At 70.2% G+C, this 21,701-nt stretch carries 21 protein-coding genes; 12 read left to right on the top strand and 9 right to left on the bottom strand.

Annotated elements, in window-relative coordinates; genetic code table 11:
- Positions 1–12: 12 nt before the first annotated feature.
- Positions 13–1,206, bottom strand: coding sequence for a spermidine/putrescine ABC transporter substrate-binding protein (locus ACFV9G_RS24985; RefSeq protein ID WP_378731075.1), 1,194 nt, complete (start codon positions 1,204–1,206; stop codon positions 13–15).
- A complete protein-coding gene (locus tag ACFV9G_RS24980; protein ID WP_378731073.1) occupies positions 1,203–2,345 on the bottom strand; it encodes an ABC transporter ATP-binding protein in 1,143 nt (380 codons plus the stop codon). Before ACFV9G_RS24980 ends, ACFV9G_RS24985 begins: the two co-directional genes overlap by 4 nt.
- A gap of 155 nt (positions 2,346–2,500) precedes the next feature.
- On the opposite strand from ACFV9G_RS24980, the gene ACFV9G_RS24975 reads away from it, so the two are divergent.
- Genes ACFV9G_RS24975 through ACFV9G_RS24965 form a run of 3 tightly spaced genes read left to right on the top strand, consistent with a single transcriptional unit; the run spans position 2,501 to position 4,758 of the window.
- On the top strand, positions 2,501–3,298 hold the full coding sequence (locus ACFV9G_RS24975; RefSeq protein WP_378731071.1) for a Nif3-like dinuclear metal center hexameric protein: 798 nt from the start codon (positions 2,501–2,503) through the stop codon (positions 3,296–3,298).
- A 57-nt stretch (positions 3,299–3,355) separates the two neighbouring features.
- Complete coding sequence (locus ACFV9G_RS24970) at positions 3,356–4,072, top strand: zinc ribbon domain-containing protein (protein ID WP_378731069.1); 717 nt, start codon at positions 3,356–3,358, stop codon at positions 4,070–4,072.
- A complete protein-coding gene (locus tag ACFV9G_RS24965; RefSeq protein WP_378731067.1) occupies positions 4,069–4,758 on the top strand; it encodes a histidine phosphatase family protein in 690 nt (229 codons plus the stop codon). Before ACFV9G_RS24970 ends, ACFV9G_RS24965 begins: the two co-directional genes overlap by 4 nt.
- Positions 4,759–4,914: 156 nt before the next feature.
- On the opposite strand, the gene ACFV9G_RS24960 is transcribed toward ACFV9G_RS24965, so the two are convergent.
- Entirely contained in the window at positions 4,915–5,169 is a 255-nt protein-coding gene (locus tag ACFV9G_RS24960) for a GIY-YIG nuclease family protein (RefSeq protein ID WP_378731099.1), read from the bottom strand.
- Positions 5,170–5,363: 194 nt separating this feature from the next.
- Positions 5,364–6,140, bottom strand: coding sequence for a peroxide stress protein YaaA (yaaA, locus tag ACFV9G_RS24955; protein ID WP_378731065.1), 777 nt, complete (start codon positions 6,138–6,140; stop codon positions 5,364–5,366).
- Between the two features lie 101 nt (positions 6,141–6,241).
- Between yaaA and ACFV9G_RS24950 the strand changes: the two genes are divergently transcribed.
- Both ACFV9G_RS24950 and ACFV9G_RS24945 read left to right on the top strand, forming a co-directional pair.
- A complete protein-coding gene (locus ACFV9G_RS24950; RefSeq protein WP_378731063.1) occupies positions 6,242–6,562 on the top strand; it encodes a hypothetical protein in 321 nt (106 codons plus the stop codon).
- Between the two features lie 17 nt (positions 6,563–6,579).
- A complete protein-coding gene (locus ACFV9G_RS24945) occupies positions 6,580–8,043 on the top strand; it encodes an RNB domain-containing ribonuclease (RefSeq protein ID WP_378731061.1) in 1,464 nt (487 codons plus the stop codon).
- Between the two features lie 19 nt (positions 8,044–8,062).
- Here the strand turns inward: ACFV9G_RS24945 and ACFV9G_RS24940 are convergent, their stop codons facing one another.
- Complete coding sequence (locus ACFV9G_RS24940) at positions 8,063–8,995, bottom strand: TauD/TfdA dioxygenase family protein (protein WP_378731059.1); 933 nt, start codon at positions 8,993–8,995, stop codon at positions 8,063–8,065.
- A 139-nt stretch (positions 8,996–9,134) separates the two neighbouring features.
- On the opposite strand from ACFV9G_RS24940, the gene ACFV9G_RS24935 reads away from it, so the two are divergent.
- The 5 genes from ACFV9G_RS24935 to ACFV9G_RS24915 all read left to right on the top strand — a co-directional run bounded on the left by ACFV9G_RS24935 (position 9,135) and on the right by ACFV9G_RS24915 (position 15,967).
- Complete coding sequence (locus ACFV9G_RS24935; protein ID WP_378731057.1) at positions 9,135–10,418, top strand: hydroxyacid-oxoacid transhydrogenase; 1,284 nt, start codon at positions 9,135–9,137, stop codon at positions 10,416–10,418.
- 70 nt (positions 10,419–10,488) lie between these two features.
- Positions 10,489–11,700 carry a multidrug effflux MFS transporter gene (locus ACFV9G_RS24930; RefSeq protein WP_378731055.1) on the top strand — a complete coding sequence of 404 codons (1,212 nt, stop codon included), beginning with the start codon at positions 10,489–10,491 and terminating at the stop codon, positions 11,698–11,700.
- A gap of 135 nt (positions 11,701–11,835) precedes the next feature.
- Complete coding sequence (locus tag ACFV9G_RS24925; protein WP_378731053.1) at positions 11,836–14,553, top strand: DEAD/DEAH box helicase; 2,718 nt, start codon at positions 11,836–11,838, stop codon at positions 14,551–14,553.
- Between the two features lie 28 nt (positions 14,554–14,581).
- Positions 14,582–15,361 carry a class I SAM-dependent methyltransferase gene (locus ACFV9G_RS24920; protein WP_378731051.1) on the top strand — a complete coding sequence of 260 codons (780 nt, stop codon included), beginning with the start codon at positions 14,582–14,584 and terminating at the stop codon, positions 15,359–15,361.
- A 135-nt stretch (positions 15,362–15,496) separates the two neighbouring features.
- Positions 15,497–15,967, top strand: a complete 471-nt coding sequence (locus ACFV9G_RS24915; RefSeq protein WP_378731048.1) for a peptidoglycan-binding domain-containing protein — start codon at positions 15,497–15,499, stop codon at positions 15,965–15,967.
- A 51-nt stretch (positions 15,968–16,018) separates the two neighbouring features.
- Here ACFV9G_RS24915 and ACFV9G_RS24910 read toward each other — a convergent pair whose 3' ends face one another.
- Positions 16,019–16,771: an SGNH/GDSL hydrolase family protein gene (locus tag ACFV9G_RS24910; protein WP_378731045.1), complete on the bottom strand. Its 753-nt coding sequence runs from the start codon at positions 16,769–16,771 to the stop codon at positions 16,019–16,021.
- 133 nt (positions 16,772–16,904) lie between these two features.
- Here ACFV9G_RS24910 and ACFV9G_RS24905 point away from each other — a divergent pair, with 133 nt between their 5' ends.
- Both ACFV9G_RS24905 and ACFV9G_RS24900 read left to right on the top strand, forming a co-directional pair.
- Positions 16,905–18,143, top strand: coding sequence for a sensor histidine kinase (locus tag ACFV9G_RS24905; protein WP_378731043.1), 1,239 nt, complete (start codon positions 16,905–16,907; stop codon positions 18,141–18,143).
- An 8-nt stretch (positions 18,144–18,151) separates the two neighbouring features.
- Entirely contained in the window at positions 18,152–18,811 is a 660-nt protein-coding gene (locus tag ACFV9G_RS24900; RefSeq protein WP_378731041.1) for a response regulator transcription factor, read from the top strand.
- A 15-nt stretch (positions 18,812–18,826) separates the two neighbouring features.
- Here ACFV9G_RS24900 and ACFV9G_RS24895 read toward each other — a convergent pair whose 3' ends face one another.
- The 3 genes from ACFV9G_RS24895 to ACFV9G_RS24885 all read right to left on the bottom strand — a co-directional run.
- A complete protein-coding gene (locus ACFV9G_RS24895) occupies positions 18,827–19,375 on the bottom strand; it encodes a DUF4822 domain-containing protein (protein WP_378731039.1) in 549 nt (182 codons plus the stop codon).
- 580 nt (positions 19,376–19,955) lie between these two features.
- Positions 19,956–21,218 (bottom strand): DUF222 domain-containing protein, encoded by a 1,263-nt coding sequence (locus ACFV9G_RS24890; protein ID WP_378731037.1) that lies wholly within the window; start codon positions 21,216–21,218, stop codon positions 19,956–19,958.
- A 254-nt stretch (positions 21,219–21,472) separates the two neighbouring features.
- Positions 21,473–21,701, bottom strand: a 229-nt coding sequence (locus ACFV9G_RS24885) for a hypothetical protein (RefSeq protein WP_378731035.1), incomplete at its 5' end; no start/stop codon positions are given.

Here is a 21,701-nt window from a genome sequence, read left to right as displayed (position 1 = left end):
CGGGGCGCACTCCTAGGCACTGGCGGCGGCCTTCAGCTTGTCGTAGACCTCCGTACGCCGGTCCTGAGCCTTGTTGACGGCGCCGTTCTTCATGGTGGCGATCTGCTCGTCGGTGAAGAAGATCATCTCGGGCAGCTTGACGTCGCGCTCCGTGGCCAGCTCCTTGATGCCCACCGCGCCGGTGTTGTAACCGATGTAGTCCATCTCCAGGAACGAGTTCTCCGGCTCCAGCACGTAGTCGAGGAACGCGTGGGCGGCCTCGGGGTGGGGAGCGCCGGTCGGGATGCACCAGTTGTCCATCCACAGCTCGGTCGTCGGGCCGGGCAGGACCCACTTCCAGCGGTCGGGCTGCTTGTGCTCGAGGATGCCGAGGCGGGAGTCGCCGTTCCAGTTCTGCATCAGCGCGAAGGTGTTCTGCTGCATCGCGCCGGTGGCCGGGTAGGAGTCGAAGCCGGCGACGTGCGGCGCCCACTTCTCGACCGCCTCGGCCTCGTAGGCGTCGTAGTCGGCCATGTCCTCGGTGTTCCAGTCGATGCCGTTGGCCCAGAAGTAGAGGCCCGCGACACCCTGCGGGTCGTCGAGCAGCGAGGTCCGGCCCGAGGCCTCGTTCTGCATCGCGTCGATGAAGTCGTTCCAGGTGGTCAGGTCACGCTTGATCAGCGTGGTGTCGTAGACGAACCCGGTGGTGCCCCAGCACTTGCACACCGAGTACTCGTTCTCCGGGTCCCAGTCCTGGCCGAGGAACTTCGGGTCGACCTTGGCGATGTTGGGGATCAGGTCCTTGTTGAGCGGGACGATGATCTGGTTCTCGATCAGCTGCGGGATGTAGACCCCGGTCGGCACGACGATGTCGTAGCCGCTGGTGCCCTTGGCTGCGACCAGCTTCGAGATCAGCTCCTCGTTGGAGCCGTAGGAGTCGAGGGTCACCTTCGGGCCGGTCTTGGCGAAGGCGTCGATCACCTCGGGGGAGTCGTAGTCGCCCCAGGTGTAGATCGAGAGCGACTTCTCCACCGGCCCGCCGGTCGCGCCGGCGCCCGGCTCGACCGCGCTCGACGACCCGCCGTCGCCCGAGCCGCAGGCGCTCAGCGCGACGCCGGCACCGGCGAGGGCCGCCAGGCTCAGGAAGTGGCGCCGGGAGAGCTCCTGGCGGATCGCCCGAGCGCCGGCATGGCTGGCCAGGATGCGTACGTTGTTGTCCTTGTTCACTGTGGGCTCCTAGCGGTGGACGGGTCGAGCGGGGTATCGAGGGGGAAGAGACGTACGTCCTCCGCGGCCCAGCTGCAGAGGACCTGGTCGCTGGGGGCGAAGCGGGCGGCGCCGTGGGTGGGGCGACGGATCAGGAGGCTGGTCTGGTCCGTGATCTTGACGAGGTACTGGATGACCTCGCCCAGGGGGGAGATCTGGAGGACCTCACCGGCGACGGTGTTGCGGCCCTCGGTCGCCAGGTGGGTCCCGTCCTTGGCGTCGATCGCGATCAGCTCGGGGCGGACGGCGGCCTGGTGCGGCTCGCCGGGCTTGCCATCGGGTTTCGCCGGACCCTCGATCGTCACGAACGGGGTCTCGACGGTGGTGCCGTCGGCGCTGACCTCGCCGTGCAGGAAGTTCTGCTGGCCGACGAAGCCGGCGACGTACGCGCTGGCGGGCTGGTTGTAGACGGTGTCGGCGTCGGCGAGCTGCTCGATCCGCCCGGCACGCATGATCGCGATCCGGTCGCTCATCGCGAGCGCCTCGCCCTGGTCGTGGGTGACGAAGACGAAGGTGATCCCGAGGCGGGACTGGAGCAGCTTGAGCTCGACCTGCATCTCCTCGCGCAGCTGGCGGTCCAGTGCGCCGAGCGGCTCGTCGAGGAGGAGGACGCCGGGGCGGTTGACCAGCGCCCGGGCGAGCGCGACCCGCTGCTGCTGGCCGCCGGAGAGCTGGGCCGGGCCGCGGTCGGCGAAGTCGAGCATCCGCACCATCCGCAGCGCCTCGACGACCCGCTCGCGGACCTCCGCCCTGGGGGTCCGGCGCTGCTGCAGACCGTAGGCGACGTTCTCCGCGACGGACTTGTGCGGAAATAGTGCGTACGCCTGGAAGACGGTGTTCACGTCGCGTTGGTAGGGCGCGAGCCTGATCACGTCCTTGCCGCCGATCGTGATGCTGCCGGAGTCGGGCTTCTCGAACCCGGCGATCATGCGTAGCGTCGTGGTCTTGCCGCAGCCCGAAGGGCCCAGCAGCGAGATGAACTCGCCGGCCCGGATCTCCAGATCCAGGCCGTCGACCGCCGTGGCCTGGCCATAGGTCTTGGTCAGGCCGGTGATGGTTACCGAGCCGGAGGGTGGGTCCGGGGTAGCTGTCGTGGTCATCGCTGCTCCAGTCGATTGTTCACTTAGCGCTGCATTCCACCACAGGATCCGGTGAAAAGTACGGAATCGGTTGTAAAAGTACGGTTACGAACTCGATTTCGTGTATGGCGTCGCCGGTGAGTGCGGCCCCGGTCTCGGGATCTAGGGTTGACCCCATGTCGACCCCGCCGCCGCTGTCTGTCGTCACCTCGTTGCTCGACGAGTGGTACCCGCCCGCCACCGCCGACGAATGGGACGCCGTCGGCCTGGTGTGGGGCGAGCCATCGCAGCCGGTCTCGAAGGTGCTTCTCGCTGTCGACCCGACCCTCCCGGTCGCCGAGGAGGCGGCGGCGTGGGGTGCGGACCTGGTCGTGGTCCATCATCCGCTCTTCCTCAAAGGTGTGCACGGGTTCGCCGCGACGACCCCTAAAGGGCGCACGCTCACAACGCTCGTCTCCGCGGGGTGCGCGCTGCTCACCGCTCACACCAACGCCGACCAGGCGCTCGGCGGTGTCTCGGAGTCGCTGGCGCTCGCGCTCGGACTGAGCTCGCTGCGGCCGCTGGTGCCCGGGGAGTCTCCCGAGGTCGGGACGGGGCGGGCCGGGACGGTGGCGCCGACGACACTGGGTGCGTTCGCCGAGTCGGTGGCGGCCGCACTGCCCGCGACCACGGCCGGGATCCGGGTCGCCGGCGACCTCGATCGGCCGGTTTCCTCGGTGGCGCTGTGCGGCGGCGCGGGGGACTTCCTGCTCGACCAGGTGGCTGCGTACGACGTCTATGTGACCAGCGATCTGCGCCATCATCCGGCCTCGGAGTTTCTCGAGAAGGGCGGTGCGCTGATCGACATCCCGCACTGGGCGGCGGAGTGGACCTGGCTGCCTGTCCTGGCGAGGCGACTTCGGGAGGCATTCGGAGATACGGTGGAGACCCGGGTCTCGCAGATCGTCACGGACCCGTGGACGCTGCGCCTGTAAGAAGTTCGTGTGTGAATAGCTGAGGAGAATCCGCTGAAAGCCGACCCGTTCGCCCAGGTGAAGCTGCTCGACGTCTGTGAGCTCGACTCGCGTGCGCTCCAGCTCCGCCACCGCCGTGCGCATCTGCCGCAGGCCGCCGTCGTGGCGGAGCTGACGGCATCGAAGAAGACCACCGACGATGCCGTACGCGACGCCCGGGTCACGCGCGACGACCTCGAGCGCGTGCAGAAGAAGGCCGACGCCGACGTCGAGGCGGTCAAGACCCGCCGCCGGCGCGACCAGGAGCGGATGGACTCCGGGGCGATCAGCAGCGCCAAGGACCTCGAGCGCATGCAGCACGAGCTGGCCACCCTCGACCGCCGGATCTCGGTGCTCGAGGACGAGGAGCTCGAGGTCATGGAGCAGCTCGAGGAGGCTCAGGCGAGCGTGACCCGGCTCGAGGCCGAGCACGCCGAGATCAGCGAGAAGCTCGCGGTCGCGGTCGACTCCGTCGACGTCGAGACCTCGAAGATCGACGGCGAGCTCGCCGGGGTCGCCGAGGAGCGGACACCGGCGCTCGAAGGCATCCCCGACGACCTGCTCGCCCTCTACACGCGACTGAGCGACAAGATGGGTGTCGGCGCCGCCGAGCTGCGGGCCCGCCGCTGTGGTGGTTGCAACCTCCAGCTCGACCCCGCCGAGATCTCCCGCATCCGTGGCCTCGCCGCCGACGAGGTCGTGCGCTGCGAGGAGTGCTCCCGCATCCTGGTCCGCACCGCCGAGTCGGGGCTGTGACCGCGTCGTCCACGTCGCGTGGGTGGGGGGCCGGCGCGGCGGCGACGACCCTGGTCCTCGTACGCCACGGGGTCACCAAGCACACCGCCGCCAAGGCGTTCTCCGGGGGCCTCGGCGGCGACAACCCGCCGCTGACCCAGGAGGGCCGCGAGCAGGTGATGCTCACCGCGGAGTGGCTCAAGCCGCTCGCGTCCTCGGTCTCGACCGTCGTCACCTCGCCGGTCCTGCGCACCGTCGAGACCGGCGAGCTCGTCGCCGGTGCGCTCGGTGCCCGGCTGGTCGAGGAGCCTGCGTTCGCGGAGATCGAGTTCGGGGAGTGGGAGGGGCTCACCTTCGGTGAGGTCGCCCAACGGTTCCCCGAGGAGATGAAGTCCTGGATGGGTGCGACCGAGGTCGCGCCGCCGGGCGGCGAGTCCTTCGACGCCGCTCAGGCCCGCGTGCTCGACGGTCTCTCGCGGGTGCTCGAGGCCCACGCCGGCGAGACCGTCGTGGTCACCTCGCACGTGTCGCCGATCAAGCTGATCGTCGCCCACGCACTGGGAGCCCCGATCGGCGGAGTGTTCAGCATGGAGCTCTCGCCCGCCTCCGTCACCGTCGTCTCCTTCTTCGCCGACGACCGCGCCTCCATGCGCCTCTTCAACGGCCTCCCCGTCTCCCGCGACCCCTTCGCCGCCGGCACCTTCTGACTCTGACGCCGAGTCGGCTCGTTATGACGAGCCGACTCGGCGAGGTTCTTGTCAGATCTCGGCGACGACGATGTCGAGCTGGGTGCCGGTCTTTGGCCCCGCTGGTCGAGCCGCCGGAGCCGCTAGGCGGAGGCGTGTCGAGACCAACACGGTCGCCTACGGCGACCGTTTGCCGCGGCGGCGAGCCAGGTCGTGCAGTCGATCGAGGTCCCCGGCTATCAGCGCCTCGCGTTTGGCCCGGCTCCACCCATGGACCTGTTTCTCACGTTCGTAGGCACCGAAGATCGTCTGATGCTCTTCGGCGTACGCCAGCGTCACCGGCAGGCGTCGGACAGTGAACTCGGCACCGAGGCCAGCGTTGTGCTCGGCGATACGTCTCTCCAGGTCGTGGGTGCTTCCGACGTAGAGCATGTGATCGCGGCAGCGGAGTATGTACATGAAAGGCATGACGCGATTCTGGGCGCGACCACCGACAGTTTTCGCGGCAGGTGACCGTGTTGGTCTCGACACGCCTCCGCCTAGCGGCTCCGGCGGCTCGACCGACGGGGCGGAACCCAGTGGCTCGACCGGCGGGGTGGACCCAGTGGCTCGACCCGCGGGGTGGGTCAGATCTCGGCGACGATCACGTCGAGCTGAGAGCCCTTGTTCGTCGGAGCGCCCTCTTCCACGGTCCAGCCGAGGTCGCGGAAGGCGTCGGCGAGCTTCGTGGGGGTTCGGGGGTTGGCACCGGACTCGAGGAGGGCTCGGACGAGGCGGCCCTTGGTGGCCTTGTTGAAGTGGCTGACCACCTTGCGCCGGCCGTTGTGCTCGTGGAGGACGCGGACGGTCGCGGTGCGGGCGGCGACCTCCTCGGGGCGCCAGAACGCCGCGTACGTCCCGGACCGGAGGTCCACGAGCAGGCCGTCGCCGAGGGCCTCGGTGAGGCCGGCGCCGAGGTGGGCGCGCCAGTGTGACTGGATGCCGCCGATGCCGGGGAGGGTGGTGTCGCCCGAGAGACGGTACGCAGGGATGCGGTCGGCGAGGCCGACGAGGCCGAACACGGAGCTGGTCACCATGACCCGGCTGGTCGCGCGGCGCTTGGCGGCCGGGGACAGGGTTGCGGGGGAGAGGGCGTCGTAGAGGACGCCGGTGTAGATCCGGTCGGCGCGCGCGGTGGGGGCATCGTGCAGTCCGGCGTTCAAGGTGACGAGCTCGGGCTGGGTCTTCGGGATGCCGAGGATGTCGACGGCGTCGTCGGGGCGCGTGGCGCAGAGCTCGACGAGTGCGTCGATGACCTTGGCGCGGGCCGGGTTGAGCACCGGGAGGCGGAGGTCGTCGAGCGCGAGCGGGTTGCCGCGTACGGCCGCGGTCTTGCCCTCCGAGGGCGGCAGCAGGATCAGCACGGGACTATCGTGCCGCCCGGGACGAGGATGGCCGAATCGAGGATTGGGTATCTTTCAATAGGTCTTTGACCTGCGACAACGCGCGAGCCTACGTTCCAAGAATGATCGTCTTGGCCGCCGAGCCCACCTCCGGGCCCAACCTCCGGGGCATCCTCCTCGTGGCCATCATCCTCGGGCTGTTCTGGATGATCCAGGACCTCTCGAAGAAGTCCAGGGCGCGCTCGGAGCACCTCAGGGCCAAGCGGTCGCTGACCTCCTCCCAGCGCAAGGCGCTGGCCAAGATCAACAGGGCGGCGAAGGCGCACCACGGGTCCCGGAAGGCGCTGTGGGCGCAGTTCGACGCCTTCAAGGGCAACCCCAAGGCGTTCGGCAAGGAAGCCGCCGCGCTGCACAAGTCGTACAAGGCCTCGAAGAAGAAGTAGCCACTACAGTTCGGGCCATGGGCTCCGCACGCATCATCCGGGTCGCCAGCGCCGACAGCGGTGTCGCCGCCACCACGCTCCGCGACGGGATCACCGCGCTCCAGACCGAGCTGGGCGTGACCGCCGAGTTCCCGCCGGAGGTGGAGGAGGCGGCGGCCGCCGCCGCGGCCGACCCGAGACTCCCGGAGCTGGACCGCACCGACCTGCCGTTCGTCACGATCGACCCCGAGACGTCGATGGACCTCGACCAGGCGCTCCACCTGGAGCGCGACGGCGACGGCTACGTGGTGCACTACGCGATCGCCGACGTGGCCGCCTTCGTGGCGCCCGGCGACCCGGTCGACCTGGAGGCCAACAAGCGTGGCGAGTCGCTCTACGCCGCCGATGCGAAGATCCCGCTCCACCCCAAGGTGCTCTCCGAGGACGCCGCCTCGCTGCTCCCGGACCAGGTACGACCCGCCCTGCTGTGGACCCACAAGCTCGATGCGACCGGCGAGGGAACCGACACCTTCGTCGAGCGGGCGCTGGTCAGGTCGCGGGCCAAGCTCTCCTACGACGGTGTGCAGAAGATGTTCGACGGCGAGGGCTTCGGCGACGGCGACTACACCGAGTCGCTCCAGCTGCTGAAGGAGATCGGCGAGAAGCGGATCGCCCTCGAGGCCGCCCGTGGCGGGGTCAACCTGCCGCTGCGCGACCAGGAGATCTCGGTCGAGGGTGATCGGTGGTCCCTGGAGTACCGCGACCTGCTGCCCGTCGAGAACTGGAACGCCCAGATCTCGCTGCTCACCGGCTTCGCCGCCGCGGACCTGATGGTCTACGCCCGGGTCGGGCTGCTGCGGACGCTGCCCGAGCCCGACCCTCGAGACGTCCAGCGACTGCACCGCACGGCTCGCGCGCTCGGGCTGGAGTGGCCCGCGGAGATGCTCTACCCCGACTTCATCCGCTCGCTGGACGGCAGGAACGGCAAGCACGCCGCGATGGCGATCGCGTGCACCCGGCTGCTGCGCGGGAGCGGGTACGCCTCGTTCAACGGTGAGCTCCCCGAGCTGACCGAGCACTCGGCGCTGGCGAACGAGTACATGCACGTGACGGCACCGCTGCGCCGGCTGATCGACCGCTACGCCGGTGAGGTCTGCCTGGCGCTGTGTGCCGACCAGCCGGTCCCCGACTGGGTGACCAGCGCTTTCACCGCCCTCCCGGAGACCATGCGCGCCTCCTCGCGCACCAGCGGTGCCTACGAGCGCGGCGTCGTCGACCTGGTCGAGGCCGGGTTGCTGTCCCAGCGGGTCGGGGAGACCTTCGCCGCGGTGGTCGTCGAGGTCGACGACGAGGACAAGCAGAAGGGCTCGATCACCGTCGAGGAGCCCGCCATCGAGGCCCGGGTCACCGGCGCGACGGCCCTCCCGCTCGGCGAGGAGGTCGAGGTGCGGCTCGAGACGGCCGACGTCGTCGCCCGGAAGGTCAGCTTCACCATCGACTGACCTCCCGGACGTACGTCGGTCAGGAGATCAGCTCGTCGAGGCGGTTGTAGACCTCGGCGGAGCCCTCGATCACCCGGCTGTGCTCGCCCTCGATGGAGACGGGTACGTCACCCTGCACGGTGATCCGCCGCACCTCGCGCGGCAGCTCGTCGAAGTCGGCGACGGCGTAGTGCTGGGTGGCGCGGTTGTCCCAGATCGCGACGTCGCCCCGCTGCCAGTGCCAGCGGACGGTGTTCTCCAGGGCGGTGACCCGGTCCTGGAGCAGGTTGAAGAGGATCGCGCTCTCCTTCTGGTTCAGGCCGCTGAAGTGCTTGACGAAGTGGCCCAGGACGAGCGCGCGCTCGCCGGTCTCGGGGTGGATCCGGACCGCCGGGTGCTCGGTTCGGTAGATCGTGGAGACGAACTCCTCGCGCTTGCGCGCGGCCACGTCGTCGGTGGATGCAGCCTCGTCGGGGCGTACGTAGTCGTAGTCGTTGGAGTGGACCGCCCACAGGTTGTCGACCAGCGCCTTGAGCTGGGGGTGGAGCCTCTCGTAGGCGGTGGCGGTGTTGGCCCAGACGGTGTTGCCGCCGTACTCGGGGATCTCGGCCCCGCGCAGGATCGAGAACGCCGGCGGCCGGTCGACGAAGGTGACGTCGGTGTGCCAGGAGTTGGCGGCCATGCCGCGGTTGGCCTTGAGGGTCAGGACGCGGGCGCTGCCGGTGTTCACGGTCGGGTGGGCGGTCGTCAGCGGCCCCAGACGCTCGCCGAACGCGATCTGCGCGCGGTCGTCGAGGTGGTCCTGACCGCGGAAGAAGACAACCTTGTTCTCCAGGATCGCGGACCGGATCTCGGCGACCGTCTCGGCCGGGAGGTCGCCGGAGAGGGTCACGCCGTCGATGCGGGCGCCGATCCGGCCGCCGACCTTGTGGACGGTGAGCTCGTTGACGGGTGATGCTTCGGTGATGGTCATGCGTGGTCTCCTCTGACGACGTCGATTCGATCTGAATAAAGTCTAGTGAAATACATGACTTAAGACCACGGGTGTCTCACGAGACGTTTGGGCGCTCCGCACAATGATGTGGGTGGGAGCCGGCCGATATCGTGCGCTCATGACGCTCGCCACCCCCGAGACCGTGTTCACCTACGGCTCCCCGCAGCTCAAGTTCGGCACCGGCGCATCGGCCGAGATCGGCTACGACCTCGCCTCGCTGGGCGCCCGCCGGGCGCTGGTGGTGACCGATCCCGGCATCTCCGCGACCGGACTGCCGCAGCGGGTGGCCGAGCAGATGAAGGCGTACGACGTCACGGGGGTCGTCTTCGACGGCGTCCATGTCGAGCCGACCGACGAGAGTATGCGCGCGGCGGTCGAGTTCGCCCGCGAGAACGGGCCGTTCGACGCGATCGTCGCGGTCGGCGGTGGCTCGAGCATCGACACCGCCAAGGCGGTCAACCTGCTGACCACCAACGACGGGTCGCTGGAGGACTATCTGAACGCGCCGGTGGGCCGCGGTCTCGCCCCCGCGAAGCCGCTGCTGCCGCTGGTCGCGGTGCCGACGACCACCGGGACCGGGGCGGAGTCGACGACCGTGTGCGTGCTCGACGTGCTCTCGCTCAAGGTGAAGACCGGGATCTCGCACGCGCGTCTGCGGCCCACGCTGGCCGTCGTCGACCCCGACCTGATGATGACCCAGCCCGCCGGGGTGACCGCCGCGTCCGGGATGGACATCCTGTGCCACGCGCTGGAGAGCTACACGGCCCGCCCCTACACCTCCTACGACCGCAAGGAGCCTTCGCAGCGCGTCCCCTACTGCGGCGCGAACCCGATCTCCGACATGTGGTCGGAGAAGGGACTCTCGCTGCTGGCCGGCTCGTTCCGGCAGGCCGTCGCGCACGGCGACGACACCCTCGCGCGCGGGGACATGGCGTTCGCGGCGACCTTCGCCGGTCTGGGCTTCGGCAACGCCGGCGTGCACATCCCGCACGCGTGCGCCTACCCGATCGCCGGGCGGGTGCGGGACTTCCACCCGGCGGACTACCCCGGGGACGAGGCGCTGGTGCCGCACGGGATGGCGGTCTCGCTGACCGCTCCGGAGGCCTTCCGCTACACCTTCGACGCGGCGCCCGAGCGGCACCTGCACGCGGCCCGTCTGCTGGCTCCCGGTGTCGACGAGTCGGGGACTGAACCGCGGGACCTGCTCCCCACGGTGCTCGCCGACCTGATGCGCGACATCGGGATCCCGGCGGGGATCGGCGCGGTCGGCTACGAGGCCGGCGACATCCCCGATCTGGTCGAGGGGGCGCTCAAGCAGCAGCGGCTGCTCGCCACCGCGCCGAAGCAGCCGTCGGCAGAGGATCTGACCGGGATCTTCGAGAGGTCCATCACGCTCTGGTGAGGAATGCCCGGCGGGGCTACGACGTTCGGTTGGTTGTCTTCTTCAACCAAACTCTCCGGAGGTCTCCTCGGTGACGTCAGTCCCGCCGCGGCTCTTGCTCGCACTCGCCCTGCTCTCGGCATCCGCGCCGCTTGCGATCGACTTCTACCTACCCTCCTTCCCGCAGATCGGCACGGACCTCGGCGCCGCGGCGAGCAACGTGCAGCTGACCCTCACCGCCTTCCTGATCGGGCTCGCGCTCGGGCAGATCGCCTGGGGGCCGATCTCCGACCGCTTCGGGCGGCTCAAGCCGCTGCTGATCGGCTCGGTCGTGGCCGCGGCGGCAGGTGTGCTGGCCGCGCTGGCGCCGACGGTCGAGCTGCTGATCGCGGCCCGCTTCCTCCAGGCGCTCGCCGCCGCGGCGGGGATCGTGATGGCGCGGGCGATCGTGGCCGACGTACTCCACGGCTTCGCGGCCGCTCGGGCGATGTCGATCATGATGTCGATCAGCGGGATCGCGCCGATCCTGGCCCCGGTGATCGGCGGCGCGATCGCCGGGTTCGTGCCGTGGCGCGGGGTGCTCGGCATCGTCGCCGCGATCGCCGTCCTGCAGGTCGTCGTCGTGCTCCTGGTCATCCGGGAGTCGCTCCCGGCCGAGCGACGCAGCCGCCGGGTCGAGTACGCCGACCTCGGCCGTCTCCTCGCCAAGCCCGCCTTCCTCGGTTACACGCTGACCCAGTCGCTCACGTTCGCCACCCTGATGACGTACGTCTCCTCCTCGTCGTTCCTCTACCAGTCGGTGATCGGCACGTCGGCGGCCGTGTACGGCATCGGGTTCGCGGTCAACGCCGCCTTCCTCACCGTCGCCGGGCTGGCCTCGGCTCGGTTGGCCAAGCGGCAGGTGCACCCGGCACGGATCATCCGGTCGGCGCAGCCGGTGCTGGCCGGCGGTGCGCTGCTCGTGCTGGTCATCGCGCTGCTGCCGGTGCCGAAGGTGCTCATCCTGCTGCCGATCCTGGTCGTCACCACCTGCGTCGGGCTGATCATGGGCAACACTGGCGCCCTCGCCATCGAGCAGGCGCGGCCCTCGGTCGGTGCCGGCTCGGCGCTGATGGGCGGGATCATGTTCCTCGGCGGCGGCCTCGCCTCGCCGCTCGGTGCCGTCGCGGGTGAGCACACCGCGGTGCCGCTGGCGATCACCATGGTGGTCACCTCGGTCCTCGGCGCGGTCGCGTTCTCCCTCGCCCGGCGCTCGGTCGCGCGCAACCCGGAGTCGGAGGCGGCTTTCGCCACCGCCGCCTGACCGCCGAGACGTCAGCGGTGCAGGTCGAGGCGTCAGGCAGGTCGGCCGAGTTGGCACTCGGCTGCCCAGTCGGCCGACGTACGTGACGCCTCGGCCGACGTACGTGATGCCTCGGCGCTGGCTAGGCTTCGCGGGGTGAAGCTCCGAGTCCATCAGCAGCGTGCGCTCTCGGCGCTGGGTGCGGCGTGGGAGGCGGGGCGGTCCCGGGCTTGGGTGGTGCTGCCGCCGGGGGCGGGGAAGACGCTGGTCGGGCTGGAGACGGCGCGGGAGGCGATCGGCTCCGGGGCGAAGGTCGTGGTGCTCAGCCCCAACACGGCGATCCAGGGGCAGTGGCTGCGGCAGGCTTCCTCGCTGGGGCTGGAAGCGTCCTCGTCGCGGGATCTGGACGCGCCGCTGACGTCGCTGACCTACCAGTCGGTCGCCGTCTTCGGTGACCCCGACGACGAGGCCGAGACTGGGGAGAGCCATCTGGCCAGGCTGCACGACAACGGCCGGGCGCTGGTCGCCGGGCTGCGAAGCGCAGGGCCGCTGCTGCTCGTGCTGGACGAGTGTCACCACCTGCTCGAGGTCTGGGGCGAGCTGCTCGGCGAGATCCTGCTGCTGCTACCGGACGCGCGGGTGCTGGGATTGACCGCGACTCCGCCCGAGGCGCTGACCAAGGAGGAGTCCGCGCTGGTCGGGCTGCTGTTCGGGGAGATCGTCTTCTCGACCTCGATCCCGGCCGTCGTGCGCGAGGGCGACCTGGCGCCGTTCGCGGACCTGGTCTGGTTGACCGCGCCGACGCCCTCCGAGCGGGAATGGCTGCGGGGGAGCGCGGAGCGGTTCGAGGAGCTGCTCACCGCGCTGACCTCGGCCGATCTGGGCAGCGTGCCGTTCCTGACTTGGCTGGACCGGCGGTACGTGTCGCGGCCGGCCGGAGCTCCGTCCTGGGTCGAGCTCGCGAAGGCGTGGCCCGACCTGGCCACGGCGGCCCTGCGGGCGCACCATCGCGGGCTGCTCGCCCTGCCCGAGGGGGCGACCCTGACCGAGGCGCACCGTCGCGACCCGTCTGCTGAGGACTGGGTGGCGTTGATCGGCGACTGGGTACGCGGACATCTGACCGCCTCCGAGGCGGAGGCCGACCAGGAGGCGCTGGCCGCGATCAAGCAGGCGCTGCCGGCGGTCGGCTACTCGCTGACCCGGCGCGGTATCCGGGCCGGGCGCTCGCCCGTCGACCGGGTGCTGGCGCGCTCGGAGGCGAAGACGACGGCGACCGCGGCCATCGTGGACCACGAGCGGCTGGCGCACGGTGACTCGCTGCGGCTGCTGGTCGTCACCGACCACGAGCGGGCCTCGGCCACGCTGCCGGTCGACCTGCGCGGCGTGATCGCCGAGCAGTCCGGCTCCGCGCGGGCGGTGCTCACGGCCCTGTGCGCGTCCCACGACGACGTCCTGCTGGTCACCGGCGCCACCGTCGCCGGGCCGCCGGCGACCCTGACCGCGTTGTTGGCGCACATCGCCGAGGCCGACCCTGTTCTGGCCGAGGGCCTGGCGGTCGAGAAGGAGGAGGCGTACGCCACCCTCGTGGGGCGCTGGGGAAGCCGGCAGTGGGTCGGGCACGTGACCCGGTTCTTCGAGGCCGGCGGGTGCCGCATCCTGGTCGGGACGCGCGGCCTGCTCGGGGAGGGTTGGGACGCCCGGTCGGTGACCGGGATCGTGGACCTCACCGCGGCCACGACCACGACGGCGGTCGTGCAGCTGCGCGGCCGGTCGCTGCGTACGGATCCGGAGCGGCCCGACAAGGTCGCGGTCAACTGGACCGTCGTCTGTGTCGAGGAGGAGCACCCACGCGGCGACAACGACTGGAAGCGCCTGGTCCGCAAGCACACCGGCTTCTTCGGCGCGGACGAGGACGGCTCCGTCGTCGACGGCGTCGGCCACATCGACGAGTCCTTCTCGCCGTACGCCGCCCCGCCGGAGTCCGACTTCGACACGGTCAACGCCCGCATGGTCGCGCGTTCGGAGGACCGCACGGCGATCCGGGAGCGGTGGCGGATCGGGGAGCCGTACGCCGACGTTGCCGGCCGCACGGTCAGGATCCGGCTCCGCCGGGCGGGTGTGCTGCGCATGCCGTCGGGGGCCGTGCTCGCTCCCCGGCCACCTGCGTTCCGGCTGCTGGAGGGCCGGGTGCCGGAGTGGCACCTTCCGGCCAAGGCCGTCCTCGGGCCCGCGGCGCTGCTGAGCGTCGGTCTGGTCCTGGCGCTCGCCCTCGGTGCCGCCGGCGGGATCGCGGGGGCGGTCGGTGGGCTGGTCGGCGGGTTGTGGGCGCTGTGGGCCGCGTACGTCTATCGCGACAGCACCCGGATCGCCTCCCAGCTGCGCCGGCGCCCGACGGTCGGGGCGGTCGGGGCGGCGGTCGCCGACGCGCTGAACACGACCGGACAGACCTCGGTCGGCGCCGCCGGTCTCGAGATCGCGGTGGACACCGACGGCAGCTACCGGCTGCATCTGGCCGGGGTCCCCGAGGAGGAGTCGGCGCTCTTCGCCGCCTCGCTCGAGGAGGCGCTGGCGCCGATCGCCGCGCCCCGCTACCTGGTCTCGCGTCCGGTCGTCGGTGGCCTGGACCTGCCCGCGACGCTACGGCTCGGGGTGTCGGGAAGGCACACCGCGCAGGCCGAGGCCTGGCACGCGGTCCCGGCCGCCCTCGGCCGTCGCGCCGCCGACGCGAAGGCATTCCACGCCGCGTGGGCGCACTGGGTCGGCGGTTCCGGACTCCTCTACACCGGCTCACCCGAGGGCGCCGGCGTCCTGGCCGCCCAGCGCGGATCCGACCCCTTCGACGTCACCGCCGTCATCCGCCGCCACTGGTCATGAACGGCCGACGTACCAGAAGGTTGATCGCATGGATCCCGACACCCGGCACCTGCACGCGTCCTCCTTCGGCACCGCCGCGACAGCGTACGCAGCACATCGACCCGACTACGCCCACGACGCCGTCCGATGGGCGCTCCGCCCGGCCCCCGGGCCGCGGGTCCTCGACCTCGGCGCCGGCACGGGCAAGCTGACCGTGACGCTGGCGGCGATGGGCGCCGACGTCACCGCCGTCGAACCCGATCCGGAGATGCTCGGCGAGCTGCGTCGCGAGCTTCCGGAGATCTCGGCACACGCGGGGAGAGCCGAGTCGATCCCGCTCCCGGACGCGTCGGTCGACGCGGTCCTCGCCGGCAACGCGATGCACTGGTTCGACATGGCGGTCGCCGGCCCCGAGATCGCCAGGGTGCTGACCCCCGGCGGCGTGCTCGCCGGCCTGTGGAACACGGTGGACGACGACGTGGACTGGGTCGCCGATCTGGCGCGGGTCAGCGGCCCCGCGGCGATCGGGCCACGTGACACACCCGCGAGCTGGCGTACCGAGACGGCGGCCCTGCATCTGCCGACGACGCCCGCGCCCGCCCGGTTCGGCTCCCCGGCGCAGCGCGGGTTTCCGCACGGGCAGCGTCGGACGGCCGGTTCGCTGGTGGCGACTCTCGGCACCAGGGCCGGCATGCTGGTGATGCCGGAGGACGAGCGGGAGTCCGCCCTCGCCGGGATCCGGAGCTACCTCGCGACCAGGTCGGAGACCTCGGCGGGCGAGTTCACCCTCCCGATGGTGACCTGCGTGCTTCGTGTCCGACGACTCTGAGCCTCCGCCGTTCTGGCTCGCAGGACGACAGGTTTCTGTCAGATCGTGGACACCGGTGCCAGAATCTGGACGGATCCCAGACGGCGCCGGTCGGTTGGCTTGTCACGACAACCCACCCACCGAAGGGAAACCATCGTGACCTCCACCATCACCCGACGTATGGTCGGCGCCGTCGTGGCGACCGGCCTCGCCGCCACCGGCGTCCTCGCCATGTCCGGCACCGCCAACGCCGAGGTCGGCACCGGCAACATCGCCGCCGCCTCCTCGGTCTCCGCCCAGTCGACCCAGAACTTCGGTCTCTCCACGACCGAGGCCAAGGTCATCCAGGGGAAGGTGCTGAAGAAGTACGGCTACACCAGCAAGAAGTACCCGGGCAAGATCGACGGCAAGCTCGGCACCAACAGCTGGAAGGCGTTCCAGGTGTACCTGAAGAAGAGCTACGGCTATACCGGCACGATCGACGGCGACCCGGGGAAGAACACCATCAAGGCGCTGCAGCGCCTGCTGCGGCACCAGGTCGGCGCGAAGCTCACCATCGACGGTGTCGCCGGAGCGAAGACGAAGGCCGCGTTCAAGAAGTACGCGACGAAGTTCACCAAGCCCTGATCCCGTACGTCCCCTGACACCCGGCCGCCGGCACCATGCCGCGGCCGGGTCTCACATGTCCGCGGTGGGCGTCCAGGTCGGGAACTTGGCGGTGCGGCCGTCTCCGGAGGAGCGACCGGTGAGGCGGCGGTGGATCCAGGGACCGACGAACTCGCGGTAGTAGGCCAGTCCGTTCTTGCCCGCCGCGGCCTCGAAGTCCAGGTCCCACCAGCCCTGCGGAACCTCGACGCCGAGCGAGTCGAGGACACGCGCGGCGACACGGTGGTGGCCGCGGGCGTTCATGTGGAGCCGGTCCTCGGACCAGAAACGTCCCTCCATGAGGGTGGTGTCGGGCCAGTTGTAGGCGCGCACGATGTCGTCGCGGTGGGCGACGCGCTGCTCGACCAGGTCGCAGAGCTCGTCGCCGCGCCGCTGGAAGACCTTGCCGAGCGGCAGCCGGGCCGACGGGTTGGCGCCGGAGAGCAGGATCAGCGTGATCCCGTTGGCGTCGCAGGCCTCGAGCACCGGCTGGAGGAAGTCGGCGATCGCGTTCGCGTCTGCCTTCGGGCGGAGCATGTCGTTGCCGCCGCCGTTGAAGGAGAGGTGGGTCGGCTTCAGCGCCAGCGCGGCGGGGAGCTGCTCCTCCACGATCGGGCGGATCAGGCGCCCGCGGATGGCGAGATTGGCGTACTCCACCCGAGCTCCCGAGGCCGCCCAGCCCTGGGCGACCAGATCGGCCCAGCCGCGTACGTGACCGGTAGCTGTCTCGTCGCCGACTCCTTCCGTGAACGAGTCACCGATCGCGACGTAGCGCACTGCCTCCACGAGCCCTCCCAGGCACCATCGAACTGCGAATATCCATTGCCAGCCTCTGGATTCTAGTCCGCCCGGGGTCTGACCGTGACATCCGTCCCTGGGCTGACGTCGTGGCCGCCTCGGCTCCTCTACGGTGGGGTGCGTGGAGGAGTTGGTACGGCCCTGGCGGCTCGGCCCGCGTGGGCGATGGTGGTTCGACGTCCTGCTCGCCGGCACCCTGTTCCTGATCATCCCGTTCTACGCCATCCAGGCTCTGCTCAGCGGCGACGCGGCCCAGGACGTCTCCAGCACCAACCATGTCGCCGATCTGGTCCTCGTGGTGATCCAGCTCGTACCGCTGCTGTGGCGCCGTCGGCACCCGGTGATCGTCTTCGCCATCGTGGCCGGAGCATGCGGCCTGCAGGTGCTTCTCCTCGACTATCCGCTCGTCTCCCAGGTCTCCTTCCCGATCGCGGTCTACTCGGTGGCGCGTTACGCCAGCCCGCGCTGGGGTCTGGCCGCGCTGGGGGTCGGTCTGTTCGGGGCCGGCCTCGGTGCCCATGACTGGCTGAGCGCGGTCGATACGGCATCCAACATCGAGGTTCGTGACGAACCGGAAGGCATCGACTGGAGCTCCTACATCTCGATCAGCCTCTCGCTCGCCACCTTCCCGGTCGCCGCCTGGGCGCTGGGCGCGCTGGCGCGCACCCGGGCGGCGTACGTCGACTCCCTGATCCAGCGCAACGAGCAGCTGCGCCGCGAGGCCGAGCAGCGCGCCGAGCTCGGGGCGACCCAGGAGCGGGCGCGGATCGCACGCGAGATGCATGACGTGGTGGCCCACGGGCTGAGCGTGATCGTGGTCCAGGCCGACGGCGCGCGCTATGCCGCCGAGCAGGACCCGGCCCTCGCCCCGAAGGCACTGGAGACCGTCGCGCAGACCGCCCGGGAGGCGCTGGCCGAGATGCGGCAGCTGCTCGGCCTCCTGCGCGACGGGGACGCGCTGACCCGTCCGCAGCCCCGGCTGGGCGACATCGCGACCCTCGTCGAGGAGACCCGGGCCGGCGGCATGGAGCTGACGGCGCATCTTCCCGAGCCCGGACTCGCTGTGCCGGAGGGTGTCGCGCTGACCGCCTTCCGGGTGGTGCAGGAGTCGCTCAGCAACGTACGCAAGCACGCCGGTCCGGGTGCCGCAGCCAGGGTCACCGTGACGGTCGAGGAGGGCAGCCTCGCGATCGAGGTCATCGACGACGGCCGAGGGGCTGCCGCGGACGGATCCGCTGATCCCGGCGGCGGCCTCGGTCTGATCGGAATGCAGGAGCGCATCTCCGCCCATGGCGGCACGCTCGAGACCGGCCCGGCCTCCGGCGGCGGCTTCCGTGTCTACGCGAGACTCTCCCTATGACTGGCCCTATGACGATCCGAGTCTTTCTCGTCGACGACCAGGAGCTCGTCCGCGCCGGCTTTCGGATGCTCATCGACTCCCAGCCCGACCTGAGCGTCGTCGGTCAGGCCGGCGACGGCCAGGAGGCGGTCGTCGCGCTGGGCCGGACCGAGGCCGACGTGGTCCTGATGGACGTACGCATGCCGCGCATGGACGGCGTCGAGGCGACCGGTCTGATCGCCGGCCGCGAAGGCGCACCCAGGGTGATCGTGCTGACCACCTTCGACCTCGACGAGTACGCCTTCGCCGCGATCCGGGCGGGCGCCGCGGCGTTCCTGCTCAAGGACGCCCGGCCCGAGGACCTGCTCACTGCGATCCGCACCGTGCACGCCGGCGACTCGGTCGTCGCGCCGAGCACCACCCGGCGCCTGCTCGAGCACTTCGCCGCCGCCGCGCCCGCGACCGCCGGGCCGGCGGTCGCGGCGCGGTTGGAGACGCTGACCGAGCGTGAGCGCGAGGTGCTCACGCTGGTCGGTCGCGGCCTGTCCAACACCGAGATCGCCGAGACCTTCGTGGTCGCCGAGGCGACCGTGAAGACCCACGTCGGCAGACTGCTGGCCAAGACCGGTTCTCGTGACCGCGTCCAGCTGGTGGTGCTGGCCTACGAGACCGGCCTGGTCGGACGCTGACCCCGTCGGATCAGGTCAGCTGGTCGGCTCCGCGTGGTCGGTGGGCGTGTGGACGATGTCGAAGTAGACGGACTTGTCGTTCTCGTCGGGGAAGACCCGGTAGGTGAACTCGTCCTCGGTCAGGGTGACGATGTCCGAGTCGCGCTCGAACATGACCTCGCCAGCCTCGTCCTTGGCGACGATGTGGCGGGAGCTGCCGTCCTCGTTGACGGTCCAGTCGCCCTGCATCTTCGGGGAGTCGTCGAGGTTGTACATCGTGAACGTGCCGTCGGCGTCGAAGTAGGCCCAGCCGACGAAGGTCGACACGTTCTCGTCCTCGAGAGGTACGTCCTTCCCGTCCTGGTCCACCGCGCCGGTGGTCTCCCACGCGGTCGAGGCGAGGACGTCGGAGGGGGTCGCGGTCTGGGTCGACTCGGCTGCCTGCTGGGCCGAGCCGGCCTGCTCGGAGCCTGAAGCGGCGCCGTCGGTCGCGCCGCACGCGGCGAGCACGGCCGCGGTGGCGAGGGCGGCGAGGGAGGTCGCGAGGAGACGGACGGGGCGAGTGGTGAACGTGGAATTCTTCATGGCTCAACGATCGCGTGATCGTGGCTCGTGGCCATCTGGCAATGGGCCACGATCGGATAGCCGATCGGATGATGCTCGGTTCTTCGGGGTCGGCGGCGGGGTTTGGCGCGGAGTTGTTGGGCTGGGTACGGGCTTGGGAGTTGGCGTCGATGCCCCTCAGGGGGTCTCGGGGCCTCTACTAGACGATGACACCTCGTGAAGGCGGCGGGCTTCGCAAGCGCGCGTCGCTCCGGGGAGGGTGGCGCGTTGGCCGCCTCGGCGGGGACGGCGCCGGCAGCGAGGCAACGGGCGCCGTGGCCTGCCGAGATGTTGACTCCCATGTACTGGGGTGTGCGGAACCAACCGTGGCGTGGGCAGCATCGGCATCCACGGGGACCTTCGTCCAGCCATCGGCACGGGCTAGCGATCGACTCGGGGGCGGCGATCGGCTCGACGCAGCGGCAGCACGATGCGGCTGCGATCCCGGCTCGACGACCGTCAGTCCCACCAGGGTCAGGGAAGCGCTCGCCGATCGTCTCAGCGGACGCGTGGCGGCCAAGGACGTGCGTGGTGGGGTGGTCTGGTTTCGGGCGTGGCTGGTTCAGGTTCGTCGGGTGAACCGGATCTGTCCGTCTGGGAGTCGCTCATACTCAGAGCCGGCGTCGTGGATGCGGCGATGGTCGCTGGGACACAGCAGGACCATGTTGGCCAGGTCGGTCTTGCCGCCTTCGGACCAGGGTTTGAGGTGGTGGGCTTCGGTCCAGGCGGCGGGGGCATCACAGTCCTCGGCTTGGCAGCCTTGATCTCGGAGCCGGAGTGCGCGGTGTTGGATCGGGTGGGCCAGGCGGGCGGTGCGGCCGAGGTCGAGGACTTCGGAGTTGGTGCCGAGCACGGCGGGGACGAGGTCGGCGTTGCAGGCCAGCCGGCGGGCCTCGGCGGCGGTGATCTTCTCGCCGTCGAACCCCAACGCTGCGGTGCCGAGGTCGTTGCGGAGGTCCTCCACGCTCATCGTGATGAACACCGTGGTGGCATGGCCACCGTGCCTGGGCAACCGGTCGACGTCGTAGGTCTCGACCACCCGGGCGAACGCCTGCCCCAGCAACCGGTCGTAGGGTGCCTTGCGGCCCTTGCCCTCGGCCGACCACTTCCGGGGCTGAGCCAACGAGTCCAGCATCGTGCGCAACCTGATCCCGACCGCACGGGAAACCCGGGCGTGGATGTCGATGGTGCCGTCGCCGTTGTCATGGGAGGAGAAAAACGTGCGCCGGGCGGCGTGTTCCTCTTCCCGCTGCAGGGCTTTGGCCTCGGCTTCCTCGAACCGTGCGGGGTCGATCTCGGCCAGGACCCGGCGACCGGCGATCTTGAGCTGGTTGGCGGTCAGCTGGATGGCGTAGTCGACCAGCAGCTTCTCGGCCAGGATCAGGTCTTCGGTGCTGGCGGCGGGGTCGGCCTCGATGGCGTCGAGGGCCGTGGTGATCACCCGCGCTTTGTCCTGGGACACCACACCCTCGGCCAGACCAGCAGCGACCAGGTCGTACTTGGCCACGCCGGCGGCGAGTTTGATCTGCGAACGGGCCACACCCTTGTCGACGAGGAGCTCGGTCCGCAGCCATCCCGAGGCGTCCTTCGCGCCGGTCTCCTCGGCGATGTCACCGGCAGAGGCGAGGACCCGGAGCTTCAGTGCGGCTTGTTTGGCGTGGATCTTTTCCAGCTGGGTCAGGCGGTCCTTCTTCTGGCCGGTGCGCCAATAGGCCGGGTCCCGGGTCAGCAGCTTGTCGAGGGAGGATTCGATGGCGGCCAGTTCGGCGTCGATCGGGTTACCAGGGTTGCTGCCCCAGTGGTTGACGTCGTGTTCGAGACTCATCGTGATCCCTCCCCTCACAGGTGTGTCGTGATGGGTCTGATTCTACGCCTTCCACGGATATCTAACCACCCATAGGTGCAGGTCAAGTGCTATTTCTGCGGTGAGCGAACGGCCTCGCTGCTGTGGATGGTAAGTGGCCCGAAGGGCCAGCCCCCACCCCCACAAGCCCCACCCTCTCCGGCAAGAATGCGCTGCGCCACACCCGGGCCGCCGCCCCGATAGCCAGCCAAATCCTTTCTCGACGGGCTCCGGTGTCAAGGACCGCGATAGCGGCCGGCAAAGCCGGCGGCCGCAGGCCGTCCTTTACTCCGGGGCCCGTCGAGAAGACCCTCCAAGCAAGGGTCGGCGGCCCACACCAGCCCCGAAGAAACGGTCACGCGACAGATGGTCTCGACACGCTCGACCACCAGGAGTGAATGAATGCCGAGTCGGCGCATCTTGACCGGCTCGCTCGCTTCGCTTCGCGAGACACCGGTCAAGATG

Origin of the sequence: Nocardioides sp. NPDC059952 (genome assembly GCF_042730435.1) — a bacterium.
Lineage (GTDB): Bacteria > Actinomycetota > Actinomycetes > Propionibacteriales > Nocardioidaceae > Nocardioides.
The sequence above is the reverse complement of the archived record's forward strand: the minus strand, read 5'-3'. Positions and strand labels throughout refer to the sequence as shown.